The following is a 12,768-nucleotide window of genomic DNA, read 5'->3' as shown; positions in this document are numbered from 1 at the left end:
TACAAAATGGCTATAACCGTCGGGAACGGGGTGGAGAGTCTATCATGCCGAAGTTTCATGAGAATTTCCTGCTGAGTCGGCTGAAGCTGCGCCAGCTTCGCCTGCTCACGGCGATCGCCGACGAAGGCACGGTGCTGAAGGGATCGCAGGCGCTCAACATCGCGCAGCCGGCGGCGACGAAAAGCATCAAGGAGCTCGAGGACGCACTCGGCGTCCAGCTCTTCGAACGCTCGTCGCGCGGCGTCACGCCGACCGATTTCGGCAAGGTGATGATCAAGCATGCCAAGCTGATCCTTGCGCAGCTTCGCCACGCAAGCGAGGAACTCCAGTCGCTCGAGGAAGGGCTGTCGGGACGCGTCCATGTCGGGACGCTGCTCGCCGCCTCGACCTCGCTGCTGCCGCGCGCGCTGGCGCGGCTGCGCGAGCGGCGGCCGGGGATCGCGGTGACGGTCGCCGAGGGGACGATCGACCGGCTGATGCCCGGGCTGCGCACCGGCGACATCGACGTCGTGCTGGGACGGCTGCCCGAATATCGCGAACGCGAGGGGCTGCGGCAGGAGGTGCTCTATCTCGACACCGTGTCGATCATGGTCCGCGCGGGGCATCCGCTCACCGAACGCGCGTCGCTGACGCTCGCCGATCTGGTCGAACAGGCGTGGGTGATGCCGCCGAACCAGACCTCGCTCCGCCGCCAGATCGATCAGGCCTTTCGCCACGAGGATCTGGAGCCGCCGCTCGACGTCATCGAATCGGTGTCGATCCTGACCAACCATGCGCTGTTGATGAACACCGACATGCTCGCCGCGATGCCGCATCAGGTCGGGCTGAGCCAGGCCGGGCTGGTCGCCTTGCCGGTGACGCTGGAGGGGGCGGGCTCGCGGATCGGCGCGACGATGCACGCCAATGTCGAGCTGTCGGCAGCCGCCGCCTATTTCATGGACGTGGTCGGCGAGGTCGCGGCCGAAATCCGCGCCGAGCTGGGGCAGGATCAGGCCTGAGCCGCCGAACCCCGCGCCACGCGCCGCCAGACGAAATAGGCGGTCGTAATCAGGACCAGCCACGGCACGCCGGCGAACACCGCGACCTGCCAGTCGGCGTCGATCGCCATGGTGATCGTGATCGCGGCGAGCAATGCCAGCCCCAATAGCTGCGCATAGGGGAAGAAGGGCATGCGGACGGGCAGGTCGGCTGCCTTGTGCCGGGCGCGGAAGCGGAGGTGGCTGACGAGGATCGCGCTCCACACGAGGAGGCCGCCGAACAGCACGATGCCGAAGAGGTAGTTATAGGCGAGCGGGGTCAGGATCGACACCGACGCGGCGGCGAGGATGCCGACGCCGGTAACGATCGTCGCGCGCATCGGCACATGCTGCGCATTGAGTTCGCCGAGCGTCCGCGGCGCATAGCCACCGCGCGCGAGCGAGAAGAGCATGCGCGAGCCCAGATAGATGCTGGTGTTCATCGCCGACAGCGCCGCCGAGGCGACGACGAAATTCATCACCCCTGCCGCATAGGGAATGCCCGCGCTCGCGAACATCTTCACGAACGGGCTTTCGGTGACGACCTTCGCGCCCGACTGCGTCCACGGCAGGAAGGCGACGATGATGAACAGCGCGAGGATGTAGAAGAGGAACAGGCGCCCCGCCATCGTGCGCAGCGCGGCGGGAATCGCGGTCTTCGGATCCTTCGCCTCGCTCGCGGTGCCGACGACGAATTCGAGCCCCATGAACGAGAAGAGCGCCATCAGCACCGCGAGCCACACGCCGGAGAAGCCGTTGGGCAGGAAACCGCCCGGCAGCCCGGTCACATTGTGCAGCCCGACGGGATCGCCGACGATACCGAAGATGCGGCTGAGGCCGACGACGATGAACGCGACGATCGCCGACACCTTGATCACCGTCAGCCAATATTCGACCGAACCGAAATTGTGCACCGCGCGGGTGTTGACCCAGACGACCGTCGCGGCGCTGCCGAGCGCCCACATCCACACCGGCGTATCGGGCAGCCACCAGCGCATATAGATGCCGACCGCGACCGCCTCGCTGCCGATCAGCAGCACCTGCTGGATCCAGTAGGTGTAACGCACGATAAAGCCCATCATCGGGCCGAGGTAGATTTCGGCATAGGTGCCGAACGAGCCCGCGGTCGGGTGGACGACCGCCATTTCGGAGAGGCTGAACACCATGATCACCGCGACCAGCGCGGCGATCAGATAACTGAGGAGGACGCCCGGCCCGGCATAGCCGATGGCGATGCCCGACCCCATGAACAGGCCGGTGCCGATCGCGCCGCCGAGGCCGATCATGATGATCTGCGCCTTGGTCAGCCCGCGTTCGAGCCCCGCCTCGCGATCGAGATACGCCTGTTCGTCCATTATCGTCCCCCTCGCCGCTCGCTTATGTAACCGCGTCGCGGACCTGATGCTCGGGCAATTTCCAGATGCCGCCGTCCATGATGCTCACGAGCCGGTCGACCGCGTCCCACACATCGGCATAGCCGGTATAAAGCGGCGTGAAGCCGAAGCGCACCGTGTCGGGGGCGCGGAAATCGCCGATCACGCCGGCGGCGATCAGCGCGCGCATGACCGGATAGCCCTCGGCATGCGCGAAGGACACCTGGCTGCCGCGCGCCGCCGCGTCGCGCGGCGAGGCGAGCGTGAAGCCGTGCCCCGCGCAGCGCGCCTCGACGAGGCGGATGAAGAGGTCGGTGAGCGCCATCGATTTGGCGCGGATCGCGCCCATGTCGGCCGCGAGGTGAATATCGAGCCCGGTCTCGACGAGCGCCATCGACACGATCGGCTGGGTGCCGATGAGGAACTGGCGGATGTCGTGCTGCGGCCGGTATCCCGGCTCGAACGCGAAGGGGGCGGCATGCCCCCACCAGCCGGTGACCGGTTGCAGCGCCTGTCCCTGATGGCGCTTGGCCGCGAACAGGAAGGCGGGCGAGCCGGGGCCGCCGTTCAGATATTTATAGGTGCAGCCGACCGCGAAATCGGCGCCCGCGCCACCCAGGTCGACCGGCATCGCTCCGGCGCTGTGGCAGAGGTCCCAGATCGCGAGCGCGCCGGCTTCGTGCGCGCGGGCGGTGATCGCCGCCATGTCGTGGACATGGCCCGACTTGTAATGGACATGGGTGATCGCGACCGCGATCGTGTCCGCGTCGATCGCCCCCGCGATCTCGTCCTTTTCGCAGAGCCGCACCGATACGCGGCCGCCGGTCGCCGCGGCGACGCCCTCGGCGATATAATTGTTGGTCGGGAAATTGCTGCCTTCGAGGATCAGTACGCTGCGGTCGGGGCGCAGCGCGACCGCAGCCGACAGCACCTTGAACAAATTCTGGCTCGTCGAATCGCAGATCACGACTTCGCCCGGCGCCGCGCCGACCAGCGGCGCGAGCTTGTCGCCGAGCCGCACCGGCAGGTCGAACCAGCCGGCGCTGTTCCAGCTCTTGATCAGGTCGGTGCCCCATTCGCGCGTCACCACCTCGTGCGCGCGCGCCGCCGCCCCCTTCGGCATCGCGCCGAGCGAATTGCCGTCGAGATAGATCATCCCTTCGGGCAGGTGGAAGCGGTCGCGCAGCGGCGCGAGCGGGTCGGCGCGATCCATCGCCTCGCACGCGGCGCGGTCGAGCGTTGCTGTATCAGGCGTCATGGAAGCATATTACCTTCGTCTGCGACATTTCGCGCGCGGCGAAACGCACGCCCTCGCGCCCCATATTCCCCCGCCCCGCGCCGCCGAACGGCATCGCGTCGAGGCGGTAGTCGGTCGAATCGTTGATCATCACCCCCGCGGCGCGCAGCCGGCCGGCAACCCGCCGCGCGGTGCGGAGCGATTCGGTGAAGATCGCGGCGTGGATCGCATAATCGGCGCGATTCGCGGCGTCGATCGCGGCGTCGAGATCGGTAAAGCGGAACAGGCTGACCACCGGCCCGAACGCTTCGTGGCAGGCGACGCGCGCATCGTCGGCGACGTCGGCGAGCAGGGTCGGGCGCATCAGCGTTCCGGCGCGCTCGCCGCCCGCCAGCAGCGTCGCGCCGCGCGCGACGGCTTCCTCGGTCCAGGCTAGGATGCGTTCGGCTTCGGCGCCGCCGATCATCGGGCCGATGTCGGTTTCGTCGTCCGTCGGATCGCCGACGCGCAGCGCGGCGGTCGCCGCGACCAGCGCATCGGCAAAGGCGTCATGGACGGCGTCATGAACGTAAATGCGCTGGACCCCGATGCAATTCTGCCCCGCCGCGCCGAACGCGCCCGATACGCAGGCGGCCGCCGCCTTTTCGATATCGGCGTCGTCCATCACGATCACCGGGCCGTTGCCGCCAAGTTCCATCGCGAGCCGCTTGATCCCCGCCGCGCGGCAGATCGCCTCGCCGACCTTCGCGCCGCCGGTGAAGCTGACCATCGCCACGTCGGGATGCGCGGTCAGCGCGTCGCCGAAATCGCCGCCGCGCCCGGTGAGCAGGCAAAGCGCCTCGGCGGGCAGGCCCGCTGCGAGCAGCAGCCGCGCGAGCATGATCGCGACGAGCGGCGCCTGCTCGGCGGGCTTCAGCACCACCGCATTGCCCGCCGCAAAGGCCGGGCCGAGCTTGTGGCAAACGAGGTTGAGCGGATCGTTGAACGGGGTGATCGCGGCAATGACGCCGACGGGTTCATAGACATAATGCCCGGACCGCGCCTCGCCGCCGGGAAAGCTGTCGAAGGCGATCGTCTCGCCCGCGAGGCGCACCGCTTCCTCGGCCGACAGGCGCAGCGTGTTGACCGCGCGCGCTACCTCGCGCCGCGCGCTGCGGATCGGCTTGCCCGTCTCGGCTGTGATCGCGGCGGCGAAGCGTTCGGCGTCGCCCTCGAGCGCCGCCGCGGCGGCGTGAAGGATGCGCGAGCGTTCGCCCGTCGCCAGCGCGCGCATCGCTTCGGCGCCGCGCACCGCGCTCGCCACCGCGCGCTCGACATGGCCGGCATCGGCGCAGGCGACCGCGCCGAGCGCCTCGCCCGACCACGGGTTTATGACCTCCATCGTCTGCGCCGCCGCTTCCCAGCGGCCGCCGATCAACAGCGACCGGCCGCTGTCGAACGCCCTGTGCATCATGGCTTGTCCTTGCGCAGCACCAGCTCGTCATATTCGCGGCTGTCGAGCAGCGCCTCGACGATCACCGGGCCATCTGCGGCAAAACCGGCTTCGAGCGCGGCGCGGAATTCGGCCGGATCGCGCGCGACCGTCACCGGGACGCCGAACAGCGAAGGCCCGCCGATCGTTCCTTCGGCGCGGACGGGCGTGCCATAGATCGGGTTCTGCTTCTTTTCCTGCTTGATGCGGATCAGCGCGAGGTCGTTGTCGGTGAAGATAACGATGACCAGCGGCAGCTTTTCGCGCACCACGGTCGCAAGCTCGCCCGCGGTCATCAGGAAACCGCCGTCGCCGAGCACACAGCACACCGGCGTATCGGGGCGGCAGAGCTTCGCGGCGATCGCCGCTGGCAACCCGAAGCCCATCGCCGACCAGCCGTTGGTCATGATCTGCGTGCCGGGTTTCGGCGTCCGCCAATGCTGGCCGATCAGATGCGTGTGTGCGCCGACGTCGCAGGTCATGATGCCGTCATCGGGTAGGACATCGCGCAGCACGTCGAGCGCGGCGCACGGGCCGAAAGGCCCCTCGCGCCCCGCGAGCTTGGCGAACATCGCTGCCTTGCGTGTCGCGAGCGCGGCGAGGTCCCAGCCCTTCGCCGCCGCAGGAAGCGCGAGCAGCGCGTCGAGCGCGGGGGCAATGGCCCCGACGACCTCGGCGACAACCGGATGCTTCTCGCGATCGATGTCGGCGGGCGCGATGTCGATGCTGGCGAGCGCGAGCCCGTCCTTCATCCAGCTTTCGTAATTGAACTCGATCGGATCGTAACCGACCGCGACGACCAGATCGGCCTCGGCATGCGTCTTGCCGACCAGGTCGGAGAGGGCGTGGAAGAGGACGCCGGCATAGCTCGGATGATCCTCGGCGACCATGCCCTTCGCCATCGGGGTCAGCAGCACCGGAAGACCGAAGCGCTCGGCGAGCGCCACGATGCGATCCTGCACGCGAGCGTGGACGGCGCCGAGGCCGATGGCGAGCGCGGGCTTCGCGGCGGCGGCAAAGGCTGCGGTCAGCGCGTCGATATCAGTCGCGGCGGGCGCCGGAACCGGGTCGGCGGCGATGGCGCCGATGGCCGTAGCCTCGACCGCAACCGCGCTCATCCCCTGCGGCAGGCCGACATGCACCGCGCCGGGGCGGCCCGAGAGTGCGATGCGCGCGGCGTCGGCGAGCGTCGCGACCGCGGTATCGGCCTCGATCCGCATCGTCGCCTTGGTCAGCGGCGCGAACAGCGCCTGATGGTCGATCGCCATCTGCACCGTGCGGCCGCGCAACGCCGCGGGCATTTCATCGGTCAGCGCGATCATCGGCGAACGGTCGAGCGTCGCGCCGCCGACGCCGGTCGCAAGGTTCGTCGCGCCGGGGCCGAAGGTGCCGAAACAGACGCCGGGAACGCCGGTCAGCCGCCCGCAGATATCGGCCATGAAACCCGCGCCGCCTTCATGGCTCGCCAGCACGAAGTCGATGCCGTCGGTGGTGCGGATCGCCTCCATATAGTCGACCCAGCCGCCGCTCGGCACGCCGAAGACGTGGCGCACGCCCATGTCGCGGAGCGCCCCCACGACGTTGCGGGCAACATTGGTCGATTTCATGCGCGATCCTTCATGCGAGAGCCGTCTTCCGGCCACCGGCCTAGGCGCCTCCGTCATAAACAAATAATACCGAAAGGCCGTCCCGATATACTCTATCCGTTATAAGGCGGGATCAGGCGAAGCGGTTGGCGATCGTCCCGATGCCGTCGATGCCGCCTTCGACGAGGTCGCCCGCGACGATCCGGCCGACGCCGGCGGGGGTGCCGGTGTAGATGAGGTCGCCGGCCTTCAGTTCGACATAGGTCGACAGTTCGCCGATAATGTCGGCGACGGGCCAGATCATGTCGGCGATGTCGCCTTCCTGCCGCAATTCGCCGTTGACCGAGAGCCAGATGCGCGCGTTCGCCGGATGGCCGACCTCGGCAGCGGGACGGATCGGCGAAATGACCGCGCTATGGTCGAAACCTTTCGCCATGTCCCACGGCCGCCCGGCGCCCTTTGCCTCCGCCTGCAGGTCGCGGCGCGTCAGGTCGTTGCCGACCGCATAGCCGAACACCGCCGCGATCGCCGCGTCCTCGGCAATGTCGCGGCCGCCGCGGCCGAGCGCAACGACAAGCTCGATCTCGTGATGCAGGTTGGCGGTCCGCGGCGGCATCGCGATCTCCGCCGTCCCGCCAACAACCGCATCGGCGGGCTTGGCGAAGAAAAAGGGCGGCTCACGCTCGGGCGAACCGCCCATCTCGCGCGCATGCTCGGCATAGTTACGGCCGACGCAAAAGATGCGCCGGACCGGGAAGCGCCCGGCGCTCCCCGCAATTTCGACACTCGGCACGGCTACGGAAAAATTCGGGCTGGTCATAATATCCTCGGCGTCAGGCAGGCGGATAGAGCGCCGCGCGGCACTTGCCGAGGTCGGCGCCGTCGAGGCCGCTCTCCCTCACCGCATTCCACGGGCTGCCCATCTTGTCTTCGGGGCGATACCAGAAGCCATAGAGCTTGCCGTTCGCCGCGACCAGCGTCGCCGAACCGATGCTGCCTTCTTCCTTCGAGAACCAGGCGAGGCGCATGATGCGGCCGAACACCGTCCCGCTCAGCGTGCCGAGCCCGTCGTTGTAGCAGCCGAAGACCTCGGTGCCCTGCTGCCGTAACGCGATCGGGCCATATTCGTGGGCATAGATGCCGCTCGCGTCCCCATCCGCGATCGCCCCGCCGCCGCGCTGTTCGAGCGTGCCGAGAACCGCGAGGTCCGACAGGCGCGTCTGCCCCTTCCCCGCCCAATTGCTGTCGATGCGCAGCCGCAGCCAACGCGCCGAGGCTTCCTTCGGCAATTTCACCACCGTCTGCGCGTCGGCTTTCGCCTCGCCCTCGACGAGCGTCGCATACGGCCCCTCGGGCCCCTTGGCCGAGCCGAGCAATGCGAAACGCCGCACCGGCGATCCTTCGGCGGTCTGCGACATCGATCCATCCTCGCGCACCACCGGCTCGAAGCGGTTGTCGAGCGCGACCGCCGCGATCTTGCCATTGCCCGCGAGTTCGAAGTTCAGCGCGTGCGGCAGGGTCACGCCCTTGTCCGACAGCCAGCCATAGGCCGGCCCGCCGTCGACGAGGTTGATCGCCCAGGTCGACCAATGCCGTTTCGCCTCGCCCGCATCGGCCTCGGCAATCCCGCCCCAACTGATGTGGAGGATGTTGTCGCCGGCGGGTTCGGCGGGTTTCTCCGCGGTCTTTTCGGCGGGTGCGTTCGAGCATCCGGCGAGGAGCAATGCTCCCGCCAGCGCGATATGACATGCGCGCATAATCATTCTCCAGTCAGGGGTTCAGCGGCGTTCGGGCCAGATCGTCTTCGGGGCGCCAAGGTTCGGCTTGCCGAGCAGCGGGCTCGACAGCGCGTAGACGCCGTTCACCGAAAAGGCCCAGATGATGTTGCGGTCATATTCGGTGTAAACCGCAAAGGTCGAATTGCCGAACGTGTAGTCCGGCAGCTCCTTTGTCGTCGGGAAGCGCGGGACGAAATAGCCCGCGATCGCCGGCTTCGCCGGGTCCTTGACGTCGAAGATCTGGACGCCCGCATTATAGAAGGCGTAGATGGCAAGCCCCTGCCGTCCGCGCTCGGGCTGGCCGAGCCCGCCCGAGCGTTTCGGCCCGAAGCTGCCGCGCCGTTGGCAGAAATCGGTGAAGCCCGCTCCCGCCGGCGGCTTCGGCCGCGGGAATTTTGCCGCAACCTTCGGATGCGCGGGGTCGCGCACGTCGATCGAGAAAATATCCTTGTACGGCTCGTAACAGCTCTCGTTCATCGGATAGCCGTTCGAGAAGACGAAGCCGGTGCGGTCGTACTGGCTGACGTCGACATTGTCGAACTCGGTCCCGGCATAGCTCGGCGGGACGCTCAAATGGCCGAGCGTCTTCGGCGCGGCCGGGTCGCTGAGGTCGAAGGTATAGAAGCCGAGCCCGCCCATGCCGCCGAAGCCGATCTTGCCGCCCTGTTCGACCGGCTTCGTCAGCACGATCGGGTTGCGCGATCCCATCCAGCTCGTCCGGTTGCCGGCGCGCGGATTGGCCAGATAAGCCGCTTCGCTATCCTTGTCGCCGAGCACCTGCCCCGGCACGCTGATCTGCGAAACGAACTTCGGGTTCGCCGGATCGGCCATGTCCCAGACCTGATAGCCGGGCGAATAGAGATAATCGGGATATTCGGTCAGGCTGTAGCTGTCGTCGGGCGCCGCCGAGAGCAGCATATATTTGCCGCCCCACCAGGTCACCGCGTCGAGCGCGCCCGATCCCTGCTGCTCGCCGACCGGGGCGTCGGGATGCTTATAGTCGGTGGTGCGCGTCGCAATCAGGTCCCATTTGTCGGGTGTCGGCCCGTTCATCACAAAGACCTTGAAGCCCTTGAGCGAATTATAGCGGCGCTGCGCCGCGACCTTGTCGGGCTGGCGCCTTTTGTCCTCCATCAGGCCGAAACGCCCGATCTCGTAGGAGGCGATCAGGACATTGCGCTGCAGCTTCTCGTTCCATGCGATGGTGACGCCGCCGAAATAGTCGGTGACCGCCGCCGCGTCCCAATCCTCGCTCGACCCTTCGGCGCTCCACACCCCGCCTTTCGACCAGACGATCTTCGCCGCGCGCGGGTCGGTGACGTCGAGAATGCGCAGATAGTCGCGGTCGTGAGTGTAGAGATAGCGCCGGCCGTCGAAATCGACCACATTCGCCCATGCGTGCCAGGGCGAGGTCACCGCCGGGTAAAAGGCGACGACCTCGACATTCTTGGCGTAACTATTCTGGTCCCAATGATCGAGCTGGCCGGGGAAGCCCGGCACGTCGGTGGTGAGGCGGGTCGACGACGGATGGCGGAAGCTGCCGTCGGGGTTCATCCCGTAATCCACCCCGGGCACCGGATCCTTCGGCGGGTTTTCGGGCGTCGCCTCCTGCCACGCCTTCAGCCATGGATCCTGTATGTCGATCGGGCGCGAGGCGACGTCGCTGCCCCAGTCGGCGGCCGCGGTCATCGCGGGCCAGAGCAGCGCCGCGAGCAGCGCCGCGCCTGCCGCCCGATATGTACCGATGCCTTTCATCGCCGACTCCCTTCTCAGAACCGGAACCGCGCCGTCACGCCATAGGTGCGCGGCGGAATATAGGTGCCATAAATGGTCCCGAACAGTTCGAGCTTGCTCGTGTAATTGAGCTCGTTCGTCAGGTTCTTCGCCCACGCGGTCAATTCCCATTTGTCGTCGGCGTCGCGGATGCCGATGCGGGCATTGAGCAGGATTTCGCTGTCGAATTTCAGGATCGGCGTGTTCGGATTGTCGAAGAAATTGGCGCCGGTGTACTGGAAATCGCTGCCCGCGACGAAGACCAGATTGTCGCTGATCGGCTGGTCGAGATTGGCGGCGATGCCGAAGGCGTGCTTCGGGGTGCGGCGGCAGGTGTTGCCGTCGAGGTCGGTGCCGTCATCGTCGATGATCAACTCGCCGGTGAAGTTGCAGCGCGAATAGGCATAATTGCCCGAGATGCTGAATGTATCGGTGAGCCGCGCCTGCATATCGAGTTCGAGGCCATAGGCGCGCGTGCCGTTCGCCGCGTTGAACACGAAATTGTCGGGCGGCAGCCCCGGCCCCGGCGAGAGGAACTGGTTGGTCTGAAGATTGTCGTAGGTGGTGTAATAGGCGGCGGCGTTCAGGAAGATACGCCGGTTCGCAAACGCCAGCTTGGCGCCGGCCTCGAAGCTGTCCGCGGTTTCGGGCTCGAACGACACCAGCGCCTCGGCGGGAGTGTTGGCATCCTCGCCGGTCCAGCCGCCGGGCTTGTACCCCTTCGCATAGCGGACATAGAGCGTCGCATCGTCGCTCGGCTCGAAGCGCAGCGTGGCGCTCGGCAGCCAGGCGTCCCAGCTTCGCGTTTCGCCGACCGTGAAATTCACCGGCGCGCCCTCGAACGATACGCCCGAGCGGTTGTTCGAATAGACCTTGCGGTCATAGGCGTAACGCAGCCCGGCTTCGACCGTCAGCCGGTCGGTGAGGCTGTAGCTGAGTTCGCCGAAGACGCCGATATTGTCGTTCTTCGACGTCGTCACCGTGTGGTTGGAGCCGGGAAACGGCGTCGCGGGGGTGCCCCCGAAAGCCATGGCAAAGGCAAACTCCTCGATCGCCTGATAATCGGGGAACAGGAAGTTCACATCCTCGGCGCGGCGGATCTTCTCGCGCAGATAATAGACGCCGCCCTCGACGCGGAGCGGACCGCCATCGTCCCAGCGCAGACGCAGTTCCTGCGAGAATTGCCTGACGTCCTCTGCCTTACCGCTGTCGAAATAGCTGTCGGGGACGCTCGCGAGATAGGTGTCGATCCCGGCGAGCATCGCCGGCGTGATGTCGGGCGTGTTCGTCGCCGGGTCGATCGCGAAATCGAAGAACATTCCCGACCCGTCCTCGCGCGCCGCCAGCGACGAATCGCGCCACGCCGTCTGCGCGGTGATGCTGAGCGCGTCGGTCGCCTGCCAATCGATCGAACCGCTCAGCCCGTACATGTCGGAGTTCTGGTAACCGGTGAAATTATGCGCGCCGCGGCGGCGCTCGGCGCTCCGGAACGGGGCGTTGCGGTCGGGCAGGACGAAACCGGGCAAACCGTCGATCGGCGGCGCATAAAAGCCAAGGTAGGTCACCTCGTTGCTGTTGCCGGGGACGATGATATCGACCCAGCGCGCGCCGTCGCGGTGCCGCGTGTAGTCCGCCGACAGGTTGATATCGAGCGTCGCGTCGGGCTGCCAGCGAAGCTGGCCGCGCACCGACTGGACATTCTGGTCTTCCTCGTCGCCGCCGCGCGTGTTGGTCGCATAGCCGTCGTGCTTGCGCGAGCTGACCGTCAGCCCGAGGCCGAGCGTGTCGGATACCGGCCCGCGCACCGAGGCGGCGACGTCGAGCTTGTTGTAATTGCCGTAGGTCGCCTCGAAGCGGCCCTCGAATTCCTCGCCGGGCTTTTTCGTGACATAGTTGATGAGGCCGCCGACGACGCTCTTGCCGAAGCGCAGCGCCTGCGGGCCTTTCAGCACCTCGACGCGTTCGAGGTCATAGAGGTCGAGCAGCGACCCCGTGCCGCGCGACAGATAGGCGCCGTCGAGGAAGATGCCGACCGCGCCATCGGCGCCCGCGCCTTGGATGTCGGAGCCGATGCCGCGGATGAACAGCTCGGTATCGACCGCGCGCTCGGCGCTGAGCTTCAGGCCGGGGACGCGATAGGCGATTTCGGAGAAATCCTTGATCCCCGCGCGTTCGAGCGCCGCGCTGCCGAACGCCTGCACCGAAATCGGCACGTCCTGCAGGCTCTCCTCGCGCTTGCGCGCGGTTACGACGATCTCGTCGCCATAGCCTTCGGTGTCGGCCGGCGCCGTTTGCGCCCCCGCCGATCCGGGCAGCGCGCAGGCGGCAGCGGTCGCAAGCAGGGCGCGGCGCCAATATCGGGTCATTCGCATGTCTTACCTCCCCAGCGGCCGGACGCGCCCTGTCCTCTGATGGGAAGGTCCCGTGCCGGCCTGAACGATTGAACGGCCGGAACCTAGTCTTCTCTTTATATCGATATAATAGATAATCTGGCAGTCCATATTCCAGTTTGGCTATATAAGATCGCGACGATC

The 12,768-nt window shown here is 67.0% G+C and carries 9 protein-coding genes; 1 reads left to right on the top strand and 8 read right to left on the bottom strand.

Annotation, left to right across the window (positions count from 1 at the left end):
* Positions 1 to 44 precede the first annotated feature (44 nt).
* Entirely contained in the window at positions 45 to 998 is a 954-nt protein-coding gene (locus tag LH19_RS00680; protein WP_054724024.1) for a LysR family transcriptional regulator, read from the top strand.
* On the opposite strand, the gene LH19_RS00675 is transcribed toward LH19_RS00680, so the two are convergent.
* The 8 genes from LH19_RS00675 to LH19_RS00640 all read right to left on the bottom strand — a co-directional run bounded on the left by LH19_RS00675 (position 989) and on the right by LH19_RS00640 (position 12,606).
* On the bottom strand, positions 989 to 2,371 hold the full coding sequence (locus tag LH19_RS00675; RefSeq protein ID WP_054724022.1) for an amino acid permease: 1,383 nt from the start codon (positions 2,369 to 2,371) through the stop codon (positions 989 to 991). The two genes, LH19_RS00680 and LH19_RS00675, sit on opposite strands and share 10 nt — an antisense overlap.
* A 22-nt stretch (positions 2,372 to 2,393) precedes the next feature.
* Positions 2,394 to 3,647, bottom strand: coding sequence for a kynureninase (kynU, locus tag LH19_RS00670; RefSeq protein WP_054724020.1), 1,254 nt, complete (start codon positions 3,645 to 3,647; stop codon positions 2,394 to 2,396).
* Positions 3,637 to 5,079 carry an aldehyde dehydrogenase family protein gene (locus LH19_RS00665; protein WP_234716039.1) on the bottom strand — a complete coding sequence of 481 codons (1,443 nt, stop codon included), beginning with the start codon at positions 5,077 to 5,079 and terminating at the stop codon, positions 3,637 to 3,639. Before LH19_RS00665 ends, kynU begins: the two co-directional genes overlap by 11 nt.
* A complete protein-coding gene (locus LH19_RS00660; protein WP_054724018.1) occupies positions 5,076 to 6,704 on the bottom strand; it encodes a thiamine pyrophosphate-binding protein in 1,629 nt (542 codons plus the stop codon). Before LH19_RS00660 ends, LH19_RS00665 begins: the two co-directional genes overlap by 4 nt.
* Before the next feature lie 112 nt (positions 6,705 to 6,816).
* The gene (locus tag LH19_RS00655) at positions 6,817 to 7,503 is read right to left on the bottom strand and encodes a fumarylacetoacetate hydrolase family protein (RefSeq protein WP_054724016.1); all 687 of its coding nucleotides are present in this window, start codon (positions 7,501 to 7,503) and stop codon (positions 6,817 to 6,819) included.
* Positions 7,504 to 7,516: 13 nt separating this feature from the next.
* Positions 7,517 to 8,440: a hypothetical protein gene (locus LH19_RS00650; protein ID WP_145923314.1), complete on the bottom strand. Its 924-nt coding sequence runs from the start codon at positions 8,438 to 8,440 to the stop codon at positions 7,517 to 7,519.
* A gap of 21 nt (positions 8,441 to 8,461) precedes the next feature.
* Positions 8,462 to 10,216, bottom strand: a complete 1,755-nt coding sequence (locus LH19_RS00645; RefSeq protein WP_054724013.1) for an LVIVD repeat-containing protein — start codon at positions 10,214 to 10,216, stop codon at positions 8,462 to 8,464.
* Between the two features lie 14 nt (positions 10,217 to 10,230).
* The gene (locus tag LH19_RS00640) at positions 10,231 to 12,606 is read right to left on the bottom strand and encodes a TonB-dependent receptor (RefSeq protein WP_082395359.1); all 2,376 of its coding nucleotides are present in this window, start codon (positions 12,604 to 12,606) and stop codon (positions 10,231 to 10,233) included.
* Positions 12,607 to 12,768: the final 162 nt, after the last annotated feature.

This window comes from Sphingopyxis macrogoltabida, from assembly GCF_001314325.1.
Lineage (GTDB): Bacteria > Pseudomonadota > Alphaproteobacteria > Sphingomonadales > Sphingomonadaceae > Sphingopyxis > Sphingopyxis macrogoltabida.
This window is presented reverse-complemented; position numbering and strand designations above follow the sequence as displayed.

Coding starts and splice junctions, on each gene's coding strand:
- LH19_RS00680 (WP_054724024.1), top strand. CDS start 45: ATGCCGAAGTTTCATGAGAATTTCCTGCTGAGTCGGCTGAAGCTGCGC.
- LH19_RS00675 (WP_054724022.1), bottom strand. CDS start 2,371: ATGGACGAACAGGCGTATCTCGATCGCGAGGCGGGGCTCGAACGCGGG.
- kynU (WP_054724020.1), bottom strand. CDS start 3,647: ATGACGCCTGATACAGCAACGCTCGACCGCGCCGCGTGCGAGGCGATG.
- LH19_RS00665 (WP_234716039.1), bottom strand. CDS start 5,079: ATGATGCACAGGGCGTTCGACAGCGGCCGGTCGCTGTTGATCGGCGGC.
- LH19_RS00660 (WP_054724018.1), bottom strand. CDS start 6,704: ATGAAATCGACCAATGTTGCCCGCAACGTCGTGGGGGCGCTCCGCGAC.
- LH19_RS00655 (WP_054724016.1), bottom strand. CDS start 7,503: ATGACCAGCCCGAATTTTTCCGTAGCCGTGCCGAGTGTCGAAATTGCG.
- LH19_RS00650 (WP_145923314.1), bottom strand. CDS start 8,440: ATGCGCGCATGTCATATCGCGCTGGCGGGAGCATTGCTCCTCGCCGGA.
- LH19_RS00645 (WP_054724013.1), bottom strand. CDS start 10,216: ATGAAAGGCATCGGTACATATCGGGCGGCAGGCGCGGCGCTGCTCGCG.
- LH19_RS00640 (WP_082395359.1), bottom strand. CDS start 12,606: ATGCGAATGACCCGATATTGGCGCCGCGCCCTGCTTGCGACCGCTGCC.